22 protein-coding genes are annotated in these 22,781 nt (G+C 68.7%); 15 read left to right on the top strand and 7 right to left on the bottom strand.

Going from position 1 to position 22,781, the window contains the following annotated elements; translation table 11 throughout:
- Positions 1-139 precede the first annotated feature (139 nt).
- From PTQ19_RS04095 to PTQ19_RS04075, 5 genes are all read left to right on the top strand, one after another.
- On the top strand, positions 140-880 hold the full coding sequence (locus PTQ19_RS04095; protein WP_274368562.1) for an enoyl-CoA hydratase/isomerase family protein: 741 nt from the start codon (positions 140-142) through the stop codon (positions 878-880).
- Positions 877-1,728 carry a 3-hydroxyacyl-CoA dehydrogenase family protein gene (locus PTQ19_RS04090; RefSeq protein WP_274368561.1) on the top strand — a complete coding sequence of 284 codons (852 nt, stop codon included), beginning with the start codon at positions 877-879 and terminating at the stop codon, positions 1,726-1,728. The genes PTQ19_RS04095 and PTQ19_RS04090 overlap by 4 nt, the downstream gene beginning before the upstream one ends.
- Positions 1,728-3,809 (top strand): phenylacetic acid degradation bifunctional protein PaaZ, encoded by a 2,082-nt coding sequence (gene paaZ, locus PTQ19_RS04085; protein WP_274368560.1) that lies wholly within the window; start codon positions 1,728-1,730, stop codon positions 3,807-3,809. The genes PTQ19_RS04090 and paaZ overlap by 1 nt, the downstream gene beginning before the upstream one ends.
- A 5-nt stretch (positions 3,810-3,814) precedes the next feature.
- Positions 3,815-4,195, top strand: a complete 381-nt coding sequence (paaI, locus tag PTQ19_RS04080; RefSeq protein WP_274368559.1) for a hydroxyphenylacetyl-CoA thioesterase PaaI — start codon at positions 3,815-3,817, stop codon at positions 4,193-4,195.
- A 308-nt stretch (positions 4,196-4,503) separates the two neighbouring features.
- Positions 4,504-4,980, top strand: coding sequence for a hypothetical protein (locus PTQ19_RS04075; RefSeq protein ID WP_274368558.1), 477 nt, complete (start codon positions 4,504-4,506; stop codon positions 4,978-4,980).
- 62 nt (positions 4,981-5,042) lie between these two features.
- Here PTQ19_RS04075 and PTQ19_RS04070 read toward each other — a convergent pair whose 3' ends face one another.
- A complete protein-coding gene (locus PTQ19_RS04070) occupies positions 5,043-7,157 on the bottom strand; it encodes a RecQ family ATP-dependent DNA helicase (protein ID WP_274368557.1) in 2,115 nt (704 codons plus the stop codon).
- Positions 7,158-7,257: 100 nt separating this feature from the next.
- Here PTQ19_RS04070 and paaA point away from each other — a divergent pair, with 100 nt between their 5' ends.
- From paaA to PTQ19_RS04020, 10 genes are all read left to right on the top strand, one after another.
- Positions 7,258-8,232, top strand: coding sequence for a 1,2-phenylacetyl-CoA epoxidase subunit PaaA (gene paaA, locus PTQ19_RS04065; protein WP_425313184.1), 975 nt, complete (start codon positions 7,258-7,260; stop codon positions 8,230-8,232).
- Complete coding sequence (gene paaB / locus PTQ19_RS04060; RefSeq protein WP_179411488.1) at positions 8,232-8,519, top strand: 1,2-phenylacetyl-CoA epoxidase subunit PaaB; 288 nt, start codon at positions 8,232-8,234, stop codon at positions 8,517-8,519. The genes paaA and paaB overlap by 1 nt, the downstream gene beginning before the upstream one ends.
- Positions 8,516-9,331 carry a 1,2-phenylacetyl-CoA epoxidase subunit PaaC gene (paaC, locus tag PTQ19_RS04055; RefSeq protein WP_274368555.1) on the top strand — a complete coding sequence of 272 codons (816 nt, stop codon included), beginning with the start codon at positions 8,516-8,518 and terminating at the stop codon, positions 9,329-9,331. The genes paaB and paaC overlap by 4 nt, the downstream gene beginning before the upstream one ends.
- A complete protein-coding gene (paaD, locus tag PTQ19_RS04050; protein WP_206550288.1) occupies positions 9,328-9,858 on the top strand; it encodes a 1,2-phenylacetyl-CoA epoxidase subunit PaaD in 531 nt (176 codons plus the stop codon). The genes paaC and paaD overlap by 4 nt, the downstream gene beginning before the upstream one ends.
- Complete coding sequence (gene paaE / locus PTQ19_RS04045) at positions 9,858-11,018, top strand: 1,2-phenylacetyl-CoA epoxidase subunit PaaE (protein WP_274368554.1); 1,161 nt, start codon at positions 9,858-9,860, stop codon at positions 11,016-11,018. Before paaD ends, paaE begins: the two co-directional genes overlap by 1 nt.
- Positions 11,019-11,052: 34 nt before the next feature.
- Complete coding sequence (locus tag PTQ19_RS04040; protein WP_274368553.1) at positions 11,053-11,823, top strand: enoyl-CoA hydratase/isomerase family protein; 771 nt, start codon at positions 11,053-11,055, stop codon at positions 11,821-11,823.
- A 56-nt stretch (positions 11,824-11,879) separates the two neighbouring features.
- Positions 11,880-12,485 (top strand): TetR/AcrR family transcriptional regulator, encoded by a 606-nt coding sequence (locus PTQ19_RS04035; protein ID WP_274368552.1) that lies wholly within the window; start codon positions 11,880-11,882, stop codon positions 12,483-12,485.
- Positions 12,482-13,084: a GNAT family N-acetyltransferase gene (locus PTQ19_RS04030; protein WP_274368551.1), complete on the top strand. Its 603-nt coding sequence runs from the start codon at positions 12,482-12,484 to the stop codon at positions 13,082-13,084. Before PTQ19_RS04035 ends, PTQ19_RS04030 begins: the two co-directional genes overlap by 4 nt.
- A 50-nt stretch (positions 13,085-13,134) precedes the next feature.
- Positions 13,135-13,938: a class II glutamine amidotransferase gene (locus PTQ19_RS04025; RefSeq protein ID WP_274368550.1), complete on the top strand. Its 804-nt coding sequence runs from the start codon at positions 13,135-13,137 to the stop codon at positions 13,936-13,938.
- Positions 13,939-14,059: 121 nt separating this feature from the next.
- Complete coding sequence (locus PTQ19_RS04020; protein ID WP_274368549.1) at positions 14,060-15,784, top strand: thiamine pyrophosphate-binding protein; 1,725 nt, start codon at positions 14,060-14,062, stop codon at positions 15,782-15,784.
- Between the two features lie 18 nt (positions 15,785-15,802).
- Here the strand turns inward: PTQ19_RS04020 and PTQ19_RS04015 are convergent, their stop codons facing one another.
- The 6 genes from PTQ19_RS04015 to PTQ19_RS03990 form a co-directional block, all read right to left on the bottom strand.
- Positions 15,803-16,435 (bottom strand): response regulator transcription factor, encoded by a 633-nt coding sequence (locus PTQ19_RS04015; RefSeq protein WP_274368548.1) that lies wholly within the window; start codon positions 16,433-16,435, stop codon positions 15,803-15,805.
- A 5-nt stretch (positions 16,436-16,440) separates the two neighbouring features.
- Complete coding sequence (locus PTQ19_RS04010; protein WP_274368547.1) at positions 16,441-17,571, bottom strand: sensor histidine kinase; 1,131 nt, start codon at positions 17,569-17,571, stop codon at positions 16,441-16,443.
- Positions 17,572-17,589: 18 nt separating this feature from the next.
- On the bottom strand, positions 17,590-18,345 hold the full coding sequence (locus tag PTQ19_RS04005) for an ABC transporter permease (protein ID WP_274368546.1): 756 nt from the start codon (positions 18,343-18,345) through the stop codon (positions 17,590-17,592).
- Between the two features lie 3 nt (positions 18,346-18,348).
- Positions 18,349-19,302, bottom strand: a complete 954-nt coding sequence (locus PTQ19_RS04000) for an ABC transporter ATP-binding protein (protein ID WP_274368545.1) — start codon at positions 19,300-19,302, stop codon at positions 18,349-18,351.
- Between the two features lie 87 nt (positions 19,303-19,389).
- The gene (locus PTQ19_RS03995) at positions 19,390-21,246 is read right to left on the bottom strand and encodes an FAD-dependent monooxygenase (protein WP_179411500.1); all 1,857 of its coding nucleotides are present in this window, start codon (positions 21,244-21,246) and stop codon (positions 19,390-19,392) included.
- A gap of 60 nt (positions 21,247-21,306) precedes the next feature.
- Positions 21,307-22,680, bottom strand: a complete 1,374-nt coding sequence (locus tag PTQ19_RS03990; RefSeq protein WP_274368544.1) for an MFS transporter — start codon at positions 22,678-22,680, stop codon at positions 21,307-21,309.
- Between the last annotated feature and the right edge of the window lie 101 nt (positions 22,681-22,781).

The following is a 22,781-nucleotide window of genomic DNA, read 5'->3' as shown; positions in this document are numbered from 1 at the left end:
GCCGACTCGCGGGAACCGAGGTCACGAAATACACGCGCGCGCCGTTCCCGTCGCACTTTCTCACGCATCAACGGCCGGGATGCGGGAGAAACTGCGACCGGAATGCGCAGGCTCTCCTCACGCGATGCGGAGGGCACCGATGACCGAGCCGCTGCTGATCGAGCGCCACGCCGACCGCGTCGTCGCGACGCTGAACCGGCCCGACAAGCGCAACGCGATCGATCAGGACATGATCGACGAACTGCACGCGCTGTGCGCCGAGCTTGAGGCCGACCCGCGCACGCTGATCCTGGCGGGCTCCGACACCGTCTTCGCCGCGGGTGCCGACATCGCCCAGCTGCGCGAACGGCGCGCCGACGACGCCCGCCGTGCCATCAACGCCACCGCGTTCATCCGCATCAATGAACTGCCGATGCCGGTGATCGCCGCGGTCAGCGGGTACGCGCTGGGTGGCGGAGCCGAGCTCGCCTACGCCGCCGACCTGCGCATCGGCTCACCGACATTGAAGATCGGCAACCCCGAGACGGGATTGGGCATCATGGCCGCCGCCGGGGCGACCTGGCGTCTGCCCGAGATCGTCGGTCAGGCGCGCGCCGCTGAGCTGCTGCTGACCGGTCGCGTGCTTGACGCCGATGAGGCGCTCACCTGGGGGCTGATCTCGGCGACCCATCCGATCGACGGCCTGCTCGACGCCGCGCATGCGATGGCCGATCGCATCGGCGCGAACGATCCGCGCGCGACGCAGCACACCAAGCGGGCGCTGCGCGCCCCGCGCGATCAGCACCCGGATATCGAGCGCGAGCTGCAGGCCGAGCTGTTCGAGAGCGATGAGAAGGAGCGGCGCATGACCGAGTTCCTGCAGCGGAGGGCGAAGCGATGAACGCACCGGATCACGTCGGAGTGCTGGGTGGCGGGCGGATGGGGGCGGGCATCGCCCACGCCTTCCTGCTCGCCGGGGCACGCGTGAGCATCGTCGAGCGCGACGATGAGAGTGCGGATGCTGCCGCGCACCGTGTTGCCGAGAGCATCCGCCGCTCCGCTGAGCGGAACCCCGCCCTCGACCCAGCCGAGGCGTGTGGGCGGCTGCGGACGGGCATCGATCTGACGGTGTTCACCGACGCCGGTCTGGTGGTCGAGGCGGTTCCCGAGGACCGCGGCCTGAAGCAGGATGCCCTCGCCCGCGTCGATGCCGTGCTCAGCGCCGGCGCGGTACTCGCTTCGAACACCTCGTCGATCTCGATCGATGATCTGGCTGCCGAGCGCCGCGACCCGACCAGGTTTCTGGGGATGCACTTCTTCAACCCGGTGCCCGCATCGGCGCTGGTCGAGATCGTGCGCGGCGCGGACACGGATGCCGACGTCGTCGACAGTGCCCGGGGCTGGGTCGAGGCGCTCGGCAAGACCCCGATCGTGGTGCGCGACTCCGCCGGGTTCGCCTCATCACGGCTCGGGGTGATGCTCGGCCTGGAGGCGATCCGGATGCTGGAAGAGGGCGTCGCCAGCGCGTCGGACATCGATGCGGCGATGACGCTCGGCTACCGGCATCCGATGGGTCCGCTGCGCACGACCGACATCGTCGGACTGGACGTGCGACTCGGCATCGCCGAGGAGCTCGCCCGTGAACTGGGCGAGCGGTTCGCACCCCCGCAGCTGATGCGCACGATGGTCGCCGAGGGTCGACTGGGCCGCAAGAGCGGCGAAGGCTTCTACACGTGGAATGAGGAATGATGAACACCGAGATTCTGCCCAGCTACGTCCACGGTGACTGGTGGACCCCTGCCGTCGCCGGCGGCACCGCGGTGCGCGATGCGTCGACCGGTGAGGTCGTCACGCACGTCAGCACCGAGGGCCTCGATCTCGCGGGCGCTCTGGAGTACGCCCGCACGGTCGGCCAGCGGAGCCTCGCGGCGCTGACCTTCCATCAGCGTGCGCTGCTGCTGAAGCAGTTCGCGCTGGCGCTGACCGAGCGCAAGGATGAGCTGTACGCGCTCTCGGCCCGCACCGGGGCGACGAAGACCGACTCGTGGGTCGATATCGACGGCGGCATCGGTGTGCTGTTCTCGTACTCGGGCAAGGGCCGGCGCGAGCTGCCGAACAGCACAGTGCACGTCGACGGACCGGTCGAACCACTGTCGAAGGACGGCTCGTTCTTGGGCCGGCACGTGTACACGACGCTGCCCGGCGTGGCCGTGCAGATCAACGCCTTCAACTTTCCGGTGTGGGGCCCGCTCGAGAAGCTCGCGCCGGCGTTCCTCGCTGGAATGCCGACGGTGATCAAGCCCGCGACGCCGACGGGGTATCTGACCGAGGCCATGGTGCGCATCCTCGTCGAGTCGAACCTGCTGCCCGAAGGCTCGGTGCAACTGGTCAGCGGCAGTGTGCCGAACCTGTTCGACCATCTGCGGCTGGGCGATCTCGTCGGTTTCACCGGCAGCGCCTCGACCGCCGAGATGCTGCGCGCCCACCCCGCGGTGCAGACCGGCGGCGTGCGGTTCACGGCCGAGACCGATTCGATCAACGCCTCGGTATTGGGCACGGACGCGGTCGAGGGCACACCCGAGTTCGACGCCTACGTGCGCCAGCTCGTGGTCGAGATGACGACCAAGGCCGGGCAGAAGTGCACCGCGATCCGTCGCGCGGTCGTTCCCACGGCCGTCGCAGATGCCGTCGTCGAGGCCGTGCGCTCGCGCATCGAGGCGAAGACGGTCATGGGCGACCCCCGCGCAGAGGGCGTCACCATGGGCCCCCTGGCTTCGGCCGCGCAGCGCGATGAGGTGCGGCGGCAGGTGCAGAAGCTGGTCGACGGCGGCGGTCGGATCGTGATCGGCACAACGGATGCCCCCGAGGTGCGTCTGGCCGACGGCACCACCGGCGCCGCGACCGACGGCGCGTTCGTCTCGCCGGTACTGCTGCGTTTCGACCGCTCGGATGCCGACGCCGTGCACGCCGTCGAGGCATTCGGCCCGGTCTCGTCGCTGATCACCTACGACACGATCGCAGATGCCGCCGACATCGTCGCACGCGGCGGCGGTTCGCTGGTGACCAGCATCGCCACCCACGACCCCGCGCAGGCCGTCGCGTTGGCGACGCGGATCGCGCCGTTCAACGGTCGGATGCTACTGCTCGACCGCGACGATGCGCGGTCGTCGACGGGGCACGGCTCTCCCCTGCCCGGTCTGGTGCACGGTGGCCCCGGCCGGGCCGGCGGCGGCGAGGAGCTGGGTGGCATCCGCGCCGTGCTGCACCACATGCAGCGCACCGCCGTGCAGGGGTCGCCCGAGATGCTCACCGCCCTGACCGGCATCTGGCACGCCGGCGCCAGCGCGAACGCCGGCGACCGGCATCCGTTCCGCAAGGCGCTGTCGGAGCTACGTATCGGCGACCGGATCTCATCGGATGCCCGTGAGGTCACGCTCGACGACATCGAGACGTTCGCGCACTTCACCGGCGACACGTTCTACGCGCACATGGACGAGGAATCCGCCGCGGCCAACCCGTTCTTCCCCGGCCGCGTCGCACACGGCTACCTGTTGGTCTCGTGGGCTGCAGGCCTGTTCGTCGACCCCGAGCCCGGGCCCGTGCTGGCCAACTACGGTCTCGAGAATCTGCGGTTCATCACACCGGTATCGCCGGGTGACAGCATCCGCGTCGATCTGACCGCCAAGCAGATCACGCCGCGCGAGACCGACGAGTACGGCGAGGTGCGATGGGACGCCGTGATCCGCAACCAGGACGATGAGATCGTCGCGACCTACGACGTGCTGACGCTGGTCACCAAGGAGGCGGCGGCCGAGGTCGTGACGGCGTGAGGGAGATGATGCGACGCGACGCCGCCTCGGCGATGCTCGGCATGACCGTCGAGGTCGACGAGCCAGGGCGCGCGGTCGTGTCGATGACGGTGCGTGCCGACATGCTCAACGGCTTCGCGATCACCCATGGTGGTCTGGTGTTGGCTCTCGCCGATACGGCCTTCGCGATCGCCTGCAACGAGGATGAGCGGGTCACCGTGGCATCCGGCGCAGACATCACCTTCCTGAAGTCGACGGGTGCCGGTCAGGTACTGTCGGCGACGGCCGTGCGACGGGTCGTCAGCGGACGCACCGGCCTCTACGACGTGACCGTGCGCGATGAGACCGGCGACGTGGTGGCCGAGGTGCGAGGCCGGTCGATGATCACGAACCGGGCCGTGAGCTGAGGCCGTTCGACTGGTGAAGCATCGTCGATCGCTGCGCTTGACGCAGACGGCGGTGTACCGCCGAAACAAGCCACGCCTGATCTGCACCCCAAGAAGCTCCTCGCGGGCGATCGCCGCGATCTGATCGAACGATTCTGTCGGCTCCACGGTGGGCGCTGTCATGCTCTCGGGGATCCCGGCTGCGCGACGAGGATGACGGATCACACCGGCCCCAGGGTTGAGAAGCAGCGAGCCGGTCGTCTTTGGCGAGGACTGATACTTTCGGGAGACGAGGAGACGACATGGGACCAAGGACAAACAGAGAACCAATGAACTTCTCTCGTGCTGAGTTCCTACGAGGGGCCCTGGCTGCGTGGCTGTGGTTTCTGATCATCCACCAGGTTTTCCTGCTCTTTCCCGCGGCCGGCTACGGGTATGTCGCGCTGCACTTCTCTGTTCCATGGTCCTTCGGGGCGCTCCTCGTCGGCTCGCCGATTGCGTTCATGATCGGACGCGCGCTGCGCACCAATCCCCGCAAGTGGGTGCATGTGACCGCCTTCGCATCCTTTGGGCTCCTGCTAGGCATGCTCACAACGGCTATTGCCCTGTGGTTGGCATTGGACGGTGACTTCGCAGAGTGGTGGGTATTCTTCTCGTTGGTCGCAATCTCGGCGTCTCCTGCCGTTGCCTTGGGCTGGTGGTATGCCGCCAGTCGTGCGCTCAAGTCAGACGAGAGAAACACGACCAGACGGCGCGTGGATCCTGATAGTCAGTACGAAGACGGAGTCTTAGAGCTGGATCGCTAACGAGGATGCGACTTGCGACCGGAGCGATTCGTCACGTTCAGTCGTTGCCGCTCTCACGCCGCTCACCCCCGCATCGCGAGCACGAACGGCAACACCTCGGTCGCGCCGGCGCGCCGCAGTTCGCGGGCTGCGACGGTGAGCGTCCACCGGCTGTCGACCTGATCATCGACGAGCAGCACGGGCCCGTCGGGGACGTCGAGACCGTCGGCGCTGAAGCGCTCCCAGAGCCCGGCGAGGCGGAACACACTGTTGCCGCCGGGCTGTCCGCTCGGGCCGCCGCCGGCGAACGCCAGCGAGCCCAGATACGGCAGTCGCCCGATCTCGGCGATGCCGCGTGCGAGTGACTCGACCAGCAGCGGATGCGAACGCGACGGCATCCCGACAACGGCGACCGGCCGACGCTCCCAGCCCCAATCCGCGAGCACGCGCACGCAGGCACCGAGCACCTGCGGAGAGACAGGAGCATCCGCGGCTCCTGCGGCAAACATCTCGCGCAACGTGCCGCCCCAGCCGAGATCGGTCAGGCGCGCCAGCGCCCGACCCTCCCCCGCCTGCTCCTCTGCCGGGATGCGTCCCTTCACCGGAACGCCGACGCGATCCGCGCCGGTCGGCCATTGTTTACGCGGTTCGAGCGGCACGCCGACACGGTCGAGCGACTGGCCGGCGGCATCCGCGGCCGACGATCCGATCTCGGCCGGAAACCACACGCCGGCGCAGTTGTCGCAGCGCCCACAGGGGGCCGCGGTGTCGTCGTCGAGCGAGCGCTGCAGGAACTCCATCCGGCATCCGTCGGTCTGCTCGTAATCGATCATGTGCTGCTGCTCTGCACGGCGCTCGGCCGCGATGCGCTTGTAGCGTTCGGCGTCGTACGTCCACGGCTGCCCGGTCGCGACCCAGCCGCCCTGCACGCGCCGCACCGCGCCGTCGACGTCGAGCACCTTCAGCAGCAGCTCGAGCGGGGTGCGGCGGATGTCGACGATCGACTCCAGTGCCGGCGTCGAGATCGGCGCATCGCCGAGCGCGGCGATCACCCGCTCGGCACGCTCCCGGTCGGGCATGGAGGCCGTCGCGAAGTAGTGCCAGATGTCGCGGTCTTCCACGCCCGGCAGCAGCAGTACGTCGGCGCTCTCGCTGGCACGTCCCGCACGACCCACCTGCTGGTAGTACGCCACCGGCGACGACGGAGCACCCAGGTGCAGCACGAACCCAAGGTCGGGCTTGTCGAACCCCATGCCCAGTGCGCTCGTGGCGACGAGCGCCTTGACCTCATTCCGCTTGAGTCGGCCTTCGAGGTCTGCCCGCTCCTCTGCATCGGTCTGCCCGGTGTACGCGAGCACCTCGTGGCCGTGTTCACGCAGCAGCCGCGCGGTGTCGACGGCTGCGGCCACGGTGAGCGTGTAGATGATGCCCGAGCCCGGAAGGTCGTTCAGGTGGCTGAGCAGCCAGGCGAGCCGCTGCGTCGAGCTCGGCAGACGCAGCACGCCCAGACGCAGTGATGTCCGCGCGAGCGGCCCGCGGATCGTCAGCACACCGGCCGGCCCGCCCGTGGCATCCGACCCCACCGCATCGAGCTGCTCGGCGACGTCGGCGACAACGCGGCTGTTTGCCGTCGCGGTCGTGGCGAGAACGGGCACACCGGCGGGCATCGCACTGATGAGGTCGCGCAGCCGCCGGTAGTCGGGCCGGAAGTCATGACCCCAGTCGCTGATGCAATGCGCCTCATCGACCACGAGCATGCCCAGACGCTGCACGAGCGCGGGCAGCTGCTGTTCACGGAACGCCGGGTTGTTCAGCCGTTCGGGAGAGACCAGCAGCACGTCGACCTCGTCACGGTCGAGCCGCGCGAGCACCTCATCCCATTCATGAGCATTGGTGGAGTTGATGGCGACCGCGCACACACCGGCCCTCTCAGCCGCGGAGATCTGGTCGCGCATCAGCGCCAGCAGCGGCGACACGAGCACCGTCGGTCCCGCTCCCTGCCGACGCAACAGCAGCGTGGCGACGAAGTAGACCGCCGACTTTCCCCACCCGGTGCGCTGCACCACCAGCGCCCGGCGCCGCCCGTCGACCAGCGCCTCGATCGCCTCGTACTGGCCGTCGTGAAACTCGGCGTCGGGCCGCCCGACGAGCTCGCGAAGCGCGTCGAGGGCGGCCGTGCGGGTGTCGGAGGAAGCCATACCTCCACTCTGCCGCACGCCACCGACAGCGCATCCCTTGCACCTCGCCGGCGCGCGTGTCAGAATTACCTAACGATCGGTCAGTAAACAGGAGTCGATGATGACAACCCCCGCAGACCTCTCTCTCGTCGAGGGCGACGCCGACGCGCAGGAGCACTTCGACGATCTCGTCGCGCACGAGCAGCGCATCGAGCCGCGCGATTGGATGCCCGAGGCGTACCGCAAGACGCTGATCCGCCAGATCTCACAGCACGCCCACTCCGAGATCATCGGCATGCAGCCCGAGGGCAACTGGATCACCCGGGCGCCGAGCCTGAAGCGCAAGGCGATCCTGATGGCGAAGGTGCAGGACGAGGCCGGCCACGGTCTCTACCTCTACTCGGCCGCGCAGACCCTCGGCATCACGCGCGACGAGATGATGGACCAGCTCATCAGCGGCAAGGCCAAGTACTCGTCGATCTTCAACTACCCCACCCCGACCTGGGCCGATATGGGCGCGATCGGTTGGCTCGTCGACGGCGCCGCGATCGTCAACCAGGTGCCGCTGTGCCGCGCCTCGTACGGCCCGTACGGTCGGGCGATGGTGCGCATCTGCAAAGAGGAGTCGTTCCACCAGCGCCAGGGGTTCGAGATTCTGCTGCAGCTCATGCAGGGCACTGACGAGCAGCGCGAGATGGCCCAGGACGCCGTCAACCGCTGGTACTGGCCGAGCCTGGCTATGTTCGGCCCTCCCGACGATGAGTCGCCCAACTCGGCGCAGTCGATGAAGTGGAAGATCAAGCGCTTCTCGAACGACGCCCTGCGTCAGCGCTTCGTCGGGATGCTGGTGCCGCAGGCCGAGATCCTCGGCATCACGCTGCCCGATCCCGATCTGCGCTACGACGAGCAGACCGGCCAGTACGCGATGGGTGAGATCGACTGGGACGAGTTCTACGAGGTGCTGCGCGGCAACGGGCCGTGCAACGCCGAGCGCCTCGAACGCCGTCGCACGGCGCATGAAGACGGCGCATGGGTCCGCGAGGCGGCAGCCGAGTACGCCCGGAAACAGTCACTGCGCACGGAGGAGATCGCCTGATGGATGCTGAAACCTGGCCACTCTGGGAGGTGTTCGTCCGCGCGAACCGCGGGCTGAACCACGTGCACGTCGGCTCACTGCACGCACCGGATGCCGACATGGCTTTGCGCAACGCGCGCGACCTCTATACGCGCCGCAGCGAGGGCGTATCGATCTGGGTGGTGCCCGCCGAGGCGATCACCACGAGCGACCCCGACGACAAGGACGCGTTCTTCGAGAGCCCAGCCGGCAAGAACTACCGGCACGCGGTGTACTACACCGCTTCTGAGGGGGTGCCGCACCTGTGAACAAGAACGTCACCGTGTCGGTGGACCAGCTCGACCTGGCCGCCGAACTGACCGGCACCGATGCCCGCGCGACATCGGCCGACATCGCCGAGTATGCGCTCTGGCTCGGCGATGACGCGCTGATCCTGTCACAGCAACTGGGCGCTTGGGTCTCGCGTGCCCCCGAGCTTGAAGAGGACGTCGCCCTGGCGAACATCGCCCTCGACCTGCTGGGGCACGCCCGCTCACTGCTGCACTACGCCGGCACGTGGGACGGCCGCAGCGAGGATGACCTCGCCTACTTCCGCGACGAGCCCGAGTTCCGCAGCGCCTGGCTGATGGAACAACCCAACGGCGACTTCGCCCAGACGATCGCCCGTCAGCTGTTCGCATCCGCGTACATGTTCGAGCTGCACTCGGCGCTGCGCGCCTCGTCCGACGAGACTCTCGCCGCGATCGCCGCGAAGTCGGTGAAAGAGGTCGACTACCACCGCGACCACGCCGTGCAGTGGGTGCTGCGCCTCGCGGGCGGCACCGAACTCTCACGCGAGCGCATGATCCGCGCGATCGGCGACGTCTGGCCGTACGTGGCAGAACTGTTCCGCGACGAACCACTGATCGACCGGCTCGAAGGCGCCGCGGTGCGGCCCTCGACGCTGCGCCCCGGTTTCGACGCCGTGATCGACGAGGTCTTCCGCGCCGCCGATCTGCAGATCCCCTCGGGTGGCGACTCGCGCGGTGGCGGGCGCCGCGGGTCGCACGCCACACCGATGGGTCACCTGCTCGCCGAGATGCAGGTGCTCGCACGACGGCATCCGGGGGCGACGTGGTGACCGCCCTCGCGACGTCCCCCGAACACGGCACCGCACGCGAACAGCACGCGTGGCGGGTGGCCGCGAAGGTCGTCGACCCCGAGGTGCCCGTGCTCACGATCGAAGACCTCGGCGTGCTGCGCGCTGTGCGCGTCGACGCGTCGGAGCGCGGCGAGCGCGTCGTCGTCGACATCACCCCGACCTACAGCGGATGCCCGGCGATGGACGCCATCCGCGACGACGTCGTGCTGGCACTGACCGCCGACGGTTTCGCCGACGTCGAGGTGCGCACCGTGCTCTCCCCCGCGTGGACGACGGACTGGATGAGCGAGGAGGGCAAACGCAAGCTGACGGCGTACGGTATCGCCCCGCCCAGCGGACGGGCGGCCCACCGGCAGGGTCCGGTGCGGCTCGCCCTCAGCATCCGATGCCCGCGCTGCGGCTCCCTCGACACGCATGAGGTGTCGCGCTTCGGCTCGACCTCGTGCAAGGCACTCTACGAGTGCCGCGCGTGCCTGGAACCCTTCGACCATTTCAAGGTGATCTGATGGCACTCTTCCGCGTTCCCACGCCACAGGCCCCCGTCACAGTCGCCGGCGGCGACGGCGGCCGGCACCGCGCGCGATTCCACGCACTGACCGTGTCGCATGTGCGTCCGCTCACCAAGGACGCCGTCGAGGTGAGCTTCGCCGTGCCACGCGAGTTGGTCGACGACTACGCTTACCTGCCGGGTCAGTACGTGGCACTGCGGGTGCACCTGGAGGGTGCGGAGGTGCGGCGCTCGTACTCGCTGTGCCGCCCGCCGACCCCGGCCGACGAAGGTGGCACAACGCTGAGCGTCGCGGTCAAACGTGACGAGGGCGGGCTGTTCTCGACGTGGGCACAGACCGAACTGACCCCGGGCTTCGAGATCGACGTGATGAGCCCGCAGGGCACGTTCACCTCGGGCCTGGCCGAGCTGGCCGGAGCGCACGTGGTCGGCATCGCCGCAGGATCGGGCATCACCCCGATGATGGCGCTCGCCAGAAGCCTGCTGACAGCATCCGATTCGACGAGGTTCACGCTGTTGTACACCAACAAGGCGACCAGCGACGTGATGTTCCTCGAAGACCTCGCCGACCTCAAGGACCGCTATCCGACCCGGCTCGTGCTGCACCATGTGCTCTCGCGCGAACAGCGCACCGCGCCATTGATGTCGGGGCGCCTCGACGAAGAGCGTCTACGCACCATCTTCGGCGCGCTCATCCTTCCCGACACCGTCGACGAGTGGTTCCTCTGCGGCCCGTTCGCGCTGGTCGACCTGTGCCGCGAGGTGCTCGCCGACCTCGGCGTGCCCCGCGAACACGTGCGCTTCGAGCTGTTCACCACCGGCGATGCGCCCGCAGAACGCGGCCCCCGCAAAGTCGAGGTGCGGCAGGGCGAGAAGGCCGTGCGCATCGAGATCAACCTCGACGGCGTCTCGTCGACGGTCGAGAGTCCCGTCGATGCACACGAGTCGGTGCTCAACGCCGCCCTGCGCGTGCGCCCGGATGCCCCGTTCGCCTGCTCGGGTGGCGTGTGTGGCACCTGCCGCGCACGCGTCGTCGACGGCAGCGTGACGATGACCGAGAACTACGCACTCGAACCCGATGAGATCGAACGCGGTTACGTGCTGACCTGCCAGTCACACCCCACCAGCGACCGCCTCGTCGTCGACTACGACGTCTGACCGCATCCGCCGACAGCCCGCAGGAGGACACGCCATGATCGACCTCGCCATCGCCGATGACGTCGCGCACGTGACGCTCAACGCGCCCGACCGCCTCAACGCGCTCGACGAACAGGCACTGCACGGGTTGGACAGCGCCTACACCGAGGCCGAACAGGCCGGCGTGCGCGCGCTCGTGCTGCGGGGCGAGGGACGCGCGTTCTGCGCCGGACGCGACATCTCGGGGGTCGACCCACGAGACGACGACGTGCTCGGATACCTGGGCGGTACGGTCACCCCGCTGCTCAAGCGCATGGCGGCGTTTCCCGCGCCGACGTTCGCCGTCGCGCACGGCGCCTGTCTGGGAGTCGGGCTGGGACTGCTGATCGCCACCGACGTGGTCTATGTCGCGGAGTCGGCCAAGATCGGTTCGCCGTTCGCCGCGCTCGGGGCGACGCTTGACTCGGGCGGCCATGCCCTGTTCGCCGAGCGTCTCGGTGCGCACAAGACACTCGACCTCATCTACAGCGGCCGGCTCATGTCGGGGGCTGAGGCCGTAGCATCCGGTCTGTTCTCACGTGTGTTCCCCGACGACGAGGTGCGGCAGGCCACCGACGACGCCGCGGCCGCGGCGGCCCGCGGCGCGACCGCGGCATTCCTGGCGAGCAAACGGCTCATCGCCCGCATTCGCAACGAGCGCCTCACCTTGTGGGAGGCGGTCGATATCGAGAACGCGGCGCAGGCGGCACTGTGCGACACGGACGACTACCGCGAGGGCTTCGCCGCCTTCCAGCAGAAACGCCGGCCCACCTTCAGAGGGCATTGACACCACGGAGGGTCATCGTCTTAAAATGAACACATGTTCATTTTAAGGGTGCGATAGTGCGCACCGCCGCGCACAACGAAGCCCTGCGCGACGCGACGCGCCAGACGATCGAGACGGCCGCGGTGCGCGTCTTCGCTCGTCGCGGGTTCGCCGCGTCGAGCATCCGGCACATCGCCGAAGAAGCCCACCTCAGCACCGGCTCGATCTACCGTCACTACGCCAGCAAAGAGGCCCTGTTCTACGAGCTGCTCGATCAGGCGACCACCGGGCAACGCGAAGCCGCCCACGCTCTCGCGAGCGACGCCGACCCGCACCAGCTGGTGCGCGAGTTCACCCGCTCATTCCTCTCGGACCTGCGACGAGGCTCCGGAGAAGCCGAGTTCTTTCTCGTCATGAATCAGGGCTTCCTCACCGACACGCCCGCCGGCACCCGAGAGCGACTGCACACCACCCAGCGACCGCTCTGGCATGCCTTCTCGGCACTCGTCCGCAGAGGGCAAGCGGCTGGCGACTTCGCCGACGGCGACCCCGACCAACTCACCACCCTCTACTTCGCCACACTCTCCGGCATCGCCGGCATGCACTCCACGATGCCCGCAGCGACCGACGGCACCGCCGTCGACATCGTGCTGCGCCTGCTCATTCGAAAGGAACGCGCATGAACATCACGATCGCCCGCGGCGACGAACTCGGCGAGGGCTACCGCCGACGGATCAGCGCCGTCCTGGTGAACGGCTTCGCCGAGGACTTCGAGTACTTCTCGAAGAACCCGCAGACCCTTGCGGACGCCTTCGCCCACATGATCATCCTGGAACGCTTCTTCGTGGCGCTCGTCGACGGTGAGCCCGCCGCGATCGCCTCGGTGACCGAAGGCGATCAGGAGTGCTTCGCCCCCGACCGCCGCGAGATGCAACGCACCCTCGGATGGTTCCATGGGCTGATCAGCTTCGCCATCGTCCGCAGCCAGTTCCTCGGCGCCTACCCGGGCGCTCGTCCCGGACTCGCCGAGATCGGCTTCGTGACCACGGCACCGCAGCACCAGAGCAAGGGCGTCGCCACGGCGCTGATGACGCACCTGCTCGAGCTGCCCTACGACGAGTTCATCCTGCGCGACATCAAGGACACGAACGCCCCGGCGCTCGGCCTGTACCGAAAGCTCGGATTCACCGTGTCAGACACGCGCCCCGTGAAGTTCGCCGCACGCGCGGGCTTCTCCACCTACGTCTCGATGAGTCTGGCGAAGTCGACAACTCGCAGCTGAGCACACCGCTGGGCGCGCGGGACGCCTAATCTGGGAAGATCATGTGCCGCTTGTTCGCCTTCGTCTCGCCCTCGCGCTCCACCGCGCGCCGTGAGCTGCACCCCGATGGACTCGACAGCCTGCTCTCGCTTGCGCGCCTGCACGGCGACGGCTGGGGTTGGGCGGGTGTCGACGATGACAGCGCGCCCACGATGCGGCGCTCACCGCACTCGGCCGTCACGGATGCCGGCTTCGCCTCGGCCATCGACACACCCGCGCACGCCGCGCTGGTGCACCTGCGGTGGGCGACCGCGGGTCTGCCGGTCAACCTCGACAACGCCCACCCGTTCCTGGTCGACGGCCTGACGTTCGGTCACAACGGCACCATCACACCGCTCGATGACCTGCGGTCGCTGCTCTCACCGGCCAGTGTCGCAGCGCTGAGGGGCACAACCGACAGCGAGATGTACTTCGCGCTGATCCGCGAGCAGATCGCGCAGGGCCACGGTCTGCTTGACGCGACGGTCAACGCCGTGCGCAGCCTGCGCGAGCACTTCCCCTACGCCAGTCTGAATGCGCTACTGCTGAGCGGAGAGCAGCTCATCGTCGTGCACGCCAGCGCAACCAGCGCACTCACCGCGCACGACATCTCGCGTATGGGCCCCCTCGCCGACGATCTGCCGTCCGGCCACAACGAGGACTACTTCGCCCTGCGGTGGCGCCAGTCCCCCGACGGCACAGTCGCCATCAGCTCGACCGGGGTCGCCGGCGACGGCTGGCAGGCGCTACCGGCCGAATCGGTCACCGCGATCCACCTCGCCGATCGTTCCCGCGAGATCGTCGAGCTGACACCGACAGCGCTCTCGCGCGGTTAGTATCAGAAGGTCCGGCCGTTCGCGGCCGGTGCCCGAAAAAGGGGCACGCAGCACTCCGCGCCGTCGCGTGAGCCGCCAGACACATACGGTTCCCTCCGTCACTGTCTTGAAAGGCTCAGTCATGCCCAGCGTCTCCGCGCACGTCGCCCTCACTCTCGCCCAGCACATCGACCACGTCTTCGGGGTGATGGGCAATGGCAACGCCTACTTCCTCGATGCCATCGAGACTCAGACCGATGCCGTCTTCACCGCTGTGCGCCACGAGCAAGGTGCGGTCGTCGCCGCCGACGCGCACTTCCGGGCATCCGGACGCATCGCCGCCGCGACCTCGACCTACGGAGCCGGCTTCACGAACACCCTGACGGCGCTGGCCGAGGCCGTGCAGGCGCACGTGCCGCTGGTGCTCGTCGTGGGCGACGAGCCCACCTCGGGCCCGCGCCCGTGGGACGTCGACCAGATCGCGCTCGCGTCGGCCGTCGGCGCACGCACCTATACGACCGGACGTGCCGACGCCGCGGCGACCACGGTCATCGCCATCGAGCACGCCCTGACCTACCGGGTCCCGGTGGTGCTGGCCATTCCGTACGACGTCGCAGCTCTCGAGGCCGGCGCGGTGCCCGAGGCCCCCGAGCCGCGGGTTCCGGCACCGCTCGCCCCTCGCGGCGAATTCGGTGCGGGGATGCTCGATGAGATCGCCCATGCGCTCGCGCAGGCCGAGCGTCCGTTCCTGCTGGCCGGTCGCGGCGCCTGGCTGGCGGGTGCGGGCGAGTCCCTCGGTGCTCTTGCCGCAGCCACCGGTGCGCTCACCGCGACGACGGCGCTCGGGCGAGGCGTCTTCCCCGACGCACGCTACGACCTTGGCGTGACCGGCGGATTCGGCGCCGATGGGGCCATGGAGCTGGTGCGCGAGGCCGACGTCGCCGTCGTCTTCGGTGCGTCGCTGAACCAGTTCACGATGCGTTTCGGCGACCTGTTCGCGCCGGGCACCCGGGTGTTCCAGGTCGATGTCGCCCCGGCCGCGACCCACGCGCATGTGGGCGGATTCGTCCGTGCCGACGCGCGCTTGGCCGCAGAAGCGCTGGTCGCCCGGCTCGCCGCCGTTCACAACTCCGGAAAGACACCGGCGGATCGGCCCGCAGACCGGGTGAGCACCACACCGGAGGCCCTTTCTTCCGGAGTTGCGCGCACACCCTGGCGCGAAACCGTCGACGTCACCGCCGCGCGCGCCCAGGCCGATGCCGGCGAGTTCGCCGAGGACGGCCGCCTCGACCCGCGCGCTGCCGCCCGCCGCCTGGCCGAGTTGCTGCCCGAGGACCGCGTCGTCGTGTCGGACGGCGGGCACTTCATCGGCTGGGCGAACATGTACTGGCCCGTCGCCTCCCCCGACCGGATGATGATGATCGGCACCGCGTTCCAGTCGATCGGGCAGGGCTGGCCGAGCGTGGTCGGCGCGACCCGTGCGCGCCCCGAGTCGACCGTGGTGCTCACCTCGGGCGACGGCGGTGGCCTGATGGCGATCGCCGATCTGGAGTCGGCCGTGCGTGCGGCCGCCGGCCACGGGATCGCTGTGGTCTGGAACGACGCCGCGTACGGCGCCGAGGTCAACCTGTACGGGCTGAAGGGACTGGCCGAGGGGCCGATGCTGATCCCCGAGGTCGACTTCGCCGCGTTCGCCGCGGCCGTCGGTGCCGAAGGCGTCGTCGTGCGCTCGCTCGCCGACCTGGAGCGGCTGCGCACCTGGGCCACCGAGAGCCCCGACGAGCGGCGCTTTCTGGTGCTCGACCTGCGCATCTCGGGCAAGGTGATCGCCCCGTATCAGCAGGAGATCATCCGTGTGAATTCCTGACACCGGTCGGAACCGGCCTCAGATCCACCCCTTGTCCTGCGCGATCCGCACGGCCTGCGCGCGGTTGGCCGCACCAGTCTTGCCGATGGCCGACGAGAGGTGGTTGCGCACGGTGCCCGCCGAGAGGAAGACCTCGGATGCTATCGCGCCGGCCGACCGCCCGTCGGCGGCCAGGCGCAGCACCTGCTGCTCGCGTTCGCTGAGCGGGCTGGCCCCGTCGAACAGGCTCTGCTCGACGAGCGCCGGATCGAGCACGCGCAGCCCGGCGTGCACGCGCCGCACCGCTTCAGCGAGTTGCTCGGCCGGGGTGTCCTTCACGACAAAACCGCTCGCGCCGGCGTCGAGCGCCGAGCGCAGGTAGCCGGGTCGGGCGAAGGTCGTGACGATCAGTACGCGGGTGCCGTCGTGTGCGGCGCGCACACGACGGGTCGCCTCGATGCCGTCGACGTCGGGCATCTGGATGTCCATGAGGCAGACATCGGGGCGCAACCGGGTGACGGTCTGCACGGCCTGTTCGCCGTCGGCGGCGACGCCCACGACTTCCAGGTCGCTCTCCAGATCGAGCAGAGCGGCCAGGGCGCCCCGCACGAGTGCCTGATCGTCGGCGATCACCAGGCGGATGCGTTCCGTCTGGTGATCCGCATCGGGCATCCGATTCACCATCTCAGCTCCACTCGTGTTCCTCCCGCGGGCCCCGGTCCGAATTCCAGTGCGGCCCCGGCGGCCGCGGCGCGCTCGCGCATGCCGCGCACGCCGTTGCCCTCGGTCGCGCCGTGCGCGGGAACATCGGATGCCGGGCCCCGGCCGTCGTCGGCCACGATCAGACTGCCCGGGATGATCGTGACATTCACCTCGGACGCTCCGGCATGCCGGAGCACGTTCGTGATCGCTTCGCGGAGCACCCAGCTCGCCGTCAACGATTGGACGGGCGAGAGTGCCGTAGTCTCGCCGTCGACGCGCAGGTCGACGCCGGCGGCCTGCAACGCGTCACGACCGGATGCCAGCTGCTCGACCAGCGTTGTGGCGCGGGCTCCCGCCACCGTGGCCCGTACTCCGGCGATGGCCTCGGCGGTGAGCGCGGTGATGTCGGCGAGTTCGGCCTTGGCGCGTTCGGGGTCGGTCTCGATCAAGCGCTGCGCGAGCTGGGCCTTGAGCTGCACGACGGTCAGCGAGTGCCCGATCAGGTCGTGCACGTCACGGGCCGCCGCTTCGCGCCCGGCGCTGGTCGCCAGTTCCCGGCCCAGGCGTTCGGTCTCGGCAGAGCGGATGATCAGCCACGTGGTGACCGTGTTGACGACACCGAGCAGGGCGACGATGACCAGCACCGTCAGGTACGGGAGTCCCCCGGGGATCAGGAACACGCTCAGTGCGGTGAGGGTGATCGAGGCTGCCATCGTCACCCAGTGCGCCGCCCTGGTCAGCCCGTACGACGCGAACGACATCAGGAACGGCAGAAAGCTGATGTAGCTGACACCGCCCCCGGGGATGGTCAGCAGCATGCAGGCGATCAGTGCACCGAAGACCCACCACTGCCCGGCCGGGACGGGCCGACCGAGCCCGCTGCCCAGACGCAGCCCGCGGATGAAGCCGCCGATGTACAGCACGACGAACACCACCAGTGCGGCCCAGCCGAGCACGATCCACCCGACGCCTGCCGTCGACCGCACCAGCGCCAGCGCCGGATAGATCAGGAAGATCAGCCAGACGGCGGCCATCACCCAGCCGTAGCGGTCCCAGGGGTCCCTCTCGGCGGGCGGCCTCGGCGTGGGTCGCTGCGGGCTGGTCATCGTCCCACCCTATTGCCGCTAGCGGCGGGCCTTCGAGCGCTTGATACCGGCGATGACCAGCGCGACGAATAGCCCCACCCAGACGGCGATGTTCAGCAGCACAGCCCACATCTGATCGGTCTGCCCGGTGGTGAGCATGCCGTCGGTGAGCGGCCAACGCGACAGGGAGACGAACCCGTACAGGGGCGTGAACCGGGCGATGTCGAGCATCACACCGTCCAGCGGCATGAACACATTCCCGAAGAAGGCGAAGAACGTCATCGAGATCGACGCGAGAGCCGCGGCCGAATCGGCGGTGAAGAACAACCCGACACCGAGCCCGAACAGACCGAAGATGAGGCCGACGCCCAGGATGATCCCCGCGGTGGCGAACCAGCGCCACAGGTCGTCGGCAGCAGCGCCCGTCAACGCACCGGCTGTGAAGACAGCCAGCAACGCGAGCACAGCGAACGAGAACGCGGTGATCACCTTGGTAGTCACGTACCCGGCCGTGGTCAGCGGGGTCATCGCGAGCTGGCGCCCCCACCCCTGCTTCGACTCGGCAGAGGCGAGCGAGGTCAGCGAACTCATGGCGACGGCGGTACCGTAGGCCGCCATGGACGTCATCACGTAGAACGCGACGTTTCCGTTGCCGGCCTGCTGAGACCCGTACGCGGAGTTCGCGCCGAACAGCAGATACATCACCACCGGCATCGCCAGGGTGAACGCGAGCGTGTAGGGGTTGCGCAGCTGTCGCAGGCCTTCGATCCGCAGCATCGTCGTCGTGGTCATCATCGGTCAGTCCTCCGTGAGGGTGGTGAAGGCGGTCTCCAACGTGGGCGCGGTGATCTCCAACCCGTGCGCGCCGGCGCCGAGCAGCAGGCCGGCGATGGCATCCGAATCGGCACTGCGCAGCGTGACGCGACCGGCGTCGACGCGCAGGTCGACGACGTCAGCGTGCTGCTGCAGTGCGCTCAGCAGTTGCTCAGCACCCTCCCGTGGAAGGGTCGCGGCGACGGAACGCGCGCCGAGACCGGCGCGCAGTTCTGCCGTCGGCGCATCGGCGACGATGCGCCCGCGGTGCATCACAACGGTGCGCCGCGCGAACTGCTCGGCCTCCTCCAGATAGTGGGTGGCGAAGACGATCGTGCGTCCGGCGTCGGCATCCGCGCGCATCACGTCCCAGAACCGGCGGCGTGCGGTGACGTCCATGCCCGCGGTGGGCTCGTCGAGCACGAGGATGTCGGGGTCGGCAGTGAGGGCGAGAGCGAACTTGACGCGCTGTTGCTCACCGCCCGAGCACTTCGACACGCGTCGGCGGGCGAGGTGCGCGAGGTCGGTTCGCTCGAGGATCTCGGGCACCCGGTCGAGCGTGGCCCGACCGTGCAGCGACGCGATCAACTGCACGGTCTCGCCGACCGTGAGATCCGAGAGCAGGCCACCGGTCTGCAGCACGGCCGCGATCACGCCCGATCGTGCGGCGCGGGCGGGAGCGAGTCCGAGCACGCGCGCCGTGCCCGCGTCGGGATCGGTGAGTCCGAGCAGCATGTCGAGCGCGGTCGTCTTGCCGGCCCCATTGGGGCCGAGCAGCGCGACGACCTCACCGCGGCGGATGCTGAGATCGACGCCGTCGACAGCCTGCACACGATCCGCGCCCGTTCCGAAGTGGCGGCTGATGCCGCGCAGCTCGATCACCGCGTCGGTCGGCGGCGCTGCGGTCTGCGCTGTGTGTGTCTGCGTTGTGGTGAGCATGCTTCCAGCATCGCGAGAGCGGGTCGCGGATGCCGGAGGGCGATGTCATGGGTTCGGCATGACATCTGTCATGCCGAACCGCGGCGATCAGGATGCCGGCAGCAGCATCCCCTCCAGGAAAGCCCCCAGCTCATCGACCGCGTCCAGCGGCAGGATCGCGGCGACGTACTGGTCGGGGCGCACGACGATCACCACGCCGTCACGCGACAGCTCGCGCGCCTCGAAGATGTCGACATCGGTCCACTTGCTCGGCCCGGCTGCGTACACCTTCTCCCAGTCGGTCAGCCCCAGCGGTCCGGTCTTGGGCGCGAACAACTCGGGCGCAGAGGTCACCTCGACCTCTTCGAACGGCTGCTGGAACACGGCCTTCACATCGAAGACGGCGTCGACATCAGCATCCGACGGAGTGAAGCGCGCGAACAGCGGCGCGGCCTTCTCCGCCCACGCACCCAGCGCAGCGCCGGTGCGATCACCGAACGCGTAGACGCGCCACCGGCCATCGGCACGCGCATGGTGTCCCAGGTGGATGACGTTGCCGTCACAGACGCGCACGACCTCGGCCGATTTGAAGCGCTTGCCGAGCGGGAAGCCCGCGGCGAGCGCCTGATGGGCATCGGTGCCGGTGATCATCGACGAGGTGTACTGAGTCATGAACCCGCTGGGGAACTCGGCCGTGCCGAGGTAGAACGTCGCCAGCTCGGTGGGGTCGGAGATCTCTTCGGGCTTGCGCGCCATCAGGCTCGACCACTCGCGGTCGAAGTCGATCAGCTGCTGCGCCACCGGGCGGCGCTCGGCGCCGTACGTCGCCAGCAACTCCTCGGGGCTGCGCCCGGTGAGCACGGATCCGAGCTTCCAGCCCAGGTTGAAACCGTCCTGCATCGAGACGTTCATGCCCTGGCCTGCCTTCGCGCTGTGCGTGTGACAGGCGTCGCCGGTGAGGAAGACGCGCGGCGTGCGCCCCGAGCCATCGATCACATCGTCGAAGCCATCGGTGACGCGGTGCCCCACCTCATAGACGCTGTGCCAGGCGACATCCTTGACGTCGATCGAGTAGGGGTGCAGGATCGCGTTCGCCTGTCGGATGATCTCGTCGATCGGGGTCTGCCGCACGCGGTGATCGTCGTCCTCGGCGACCGCGCCGAGGTCGATGTACATCCGGCTGAGGTAGCCGCCCTCACGCGGGATGTGCAGGATGTTGCCCGCCTCAGCGTTGATCGCACACTTGGTGCGCCAATCGGGGAAGTCGGTGTTGACCAGCACATCCATGACGCCCCAGGCGTGCGCCGAGATGCCGCCGACGTGCTTGCGTCCGATGGCCTCGCGCACCCCGCTGCGTGCACCGTCGCATCCGACCACGTACTTCGCACGGATCGTGCGCTCCCCCGCGCCGTCGCGCACGCGCACCTCGACCGGAAATGCGCCGCCCTCGTGCACGGTGAGTCCCACGAACTCGACGCCGTAGTCGGGCACGATGCGTCCCGGCCCGTCGGCAGCGGCCTCAGCGAAGTAGTCAAGCACGCGCGCCTGGTTCACGATCAGGTGCGGGAACTCACAGATGTCGTACGCGTAGTCGGCCGTCCGCGCGGTGCGAATGATGTTCTGGGGGTTCTCGGGGTCGGGGCCCCAGAAGTTCATCCAGCCGATGTTGTACGCCTCGGCGATGATCCGCTCGGCGAACCCGAACGCCTGGAACGTCTCGACGCTGCGCGGCTGAATGCCGTCGGCCTGCCCCAGCACCAGACGCCCCTCGCGCTTCTCGATCACGCGCGTGTTCACGTCGGGGTACTGCGACATCTGCGCGGCCAGCAGCATGCCCGCCGGTCCGGAGCCGACGATCAGCACGTCCACCTCATCGGGAAGATCGGTGGGGCGGTCGACACCCAGGCCCTCGGCGGGCAGCACCCGCGGGTCGTGGGAGACGTAGCCGTGGTGGTGGAACTGCATCGCTTCTCCTTCAGCAGGACGTCGTGGGGCGGATGCCGTCTGCATCCGCCCCTCAGAGGGTCAGGCCTTCGACAGGCCGTAGATCGGGCTCTTCGACTGCTCGGCCTCGTGGTCGGGGCCGAGCGGGATGCCGCTGCGATCTCGCAGCAGCAGCGTCGCCAGCAGGCCGATCACGGTCATGCCGGCGAGGTACCAGGTGACGGCCTCGGTCGAGCCGGTGGCCTGCACGATGGCCGTGGCGATCGTGGGGGCGAACGCACCACCGGCGATCGCACCGATCGCGTACGAGATCGAGACGCCCGAGAAGCGGATGCTGGCCGGGAACAGCTCGGTGTACAGCGCCGCCTGCGGACCGTAGGTGAAGCCCAGCCCGATGGTGAGGATGGCGAGCCCCGCGAACAGCAGACCGATGTTGCCGGAGTTCACCAGCGGGAACAGGGTGAACACACCCCCGAGCTGCAGGATCCATCCGAGGATGTACGTGTTGCGGCGGCCGAACCGGTCGCTGACCCAGCCGGCGATCAGCGTCGAGACCAGCCACGTCACGGCAGAGCCGGCGACGGCCCACAGCACAGGGCCCCGCTCCATGGCCAGCGGACCCTCGGGGTTGGTGGCGTAGCCCTGGATGTACCCGCCGGTGGTCATGTAGCCGACGGCGTTGTTGCCGGCGAAGACGAGTGCAGCGATGATGACGAGCGGCGTGTGCTTGCGGAACAGCTGCACGATCGGCATCTTGGCTTCTTCCTTGCGCTCGGCCAGCTCGGTGAACACCGGGCTCTCCTCGACCTTGCGGCGCACGTAGTAGCCCACGAGGATCAGCACGACGCTGAGCAGGAACGGCACGCGCCAGCCCCAGATGAGGAACTGCTCACCGGGGGCGATCGCCGTCATGGTCGCCATGACGCCCGAGGCCAGCAGCAGACCGAGCGGAACGCCGATCTGCGGCGAGGCTCCGAAGATGCCGCGCTTGGTCTTGGGGGCGTGCTCGACGGCCATCAGCACGGCACCGCCCCACTCGCCACCGGCCGAGATGCCCTGCAGAATGCGCAGCAGCACCAGCAGCAGCGGCGCAGCGAAGCCGATCGTCTCGTACGTCGGCAGCACACCGATCAGGGCGGTCGCGGCGCCCATCAGGATCAGCGTCCACATCAGCACCGCCTTGCGGCCGACCTTGTCACCAAAGTGTCCGGCTAGGAACGCGCCGAGCGGGCGGAATAGAAAGCTCACACCGACGGTGGCGAAGGCGATCAGTGCACTGTTCGTGCCGAGCGGCGCGAAGAAGAGCTGGCCGAAGACGAGCCCCACCGCCGTGGCGTAGATGAAGAAGTCGTACCACTCGACGGTCGTTCCGACGACCGTGGCGAACACGACTCTGCGGCGGTCCCGTGGGTTGGCGATGGTTCCCGTCGGTGTGAACCCGGGCTGTTCGCTCATGGTGCTCCTTTGACTTCCTCGTCGGTGACGTCGTTGTCGGTGGCGGCAGTTGCTTGCCACCCGTTCGGTGATCATATACGATTTCAAATACGACGCACAAG

It is taken from the genome of Microbacterium esteraromaticum, from assembly GCF_028747645.1.
GTDB classification, from domain to species: domain Bacteria; phylum Actinomycetota; class Actinomycetes; order Actinomycetales; family Microbacteriaceae; genus Microbacterium; species Microbacterium esteraromaticum_C.
Note: the sequence above shows the minus strand (reverse complement) of the source record. Positions and strands in the feature narration are given on the sequence as shown.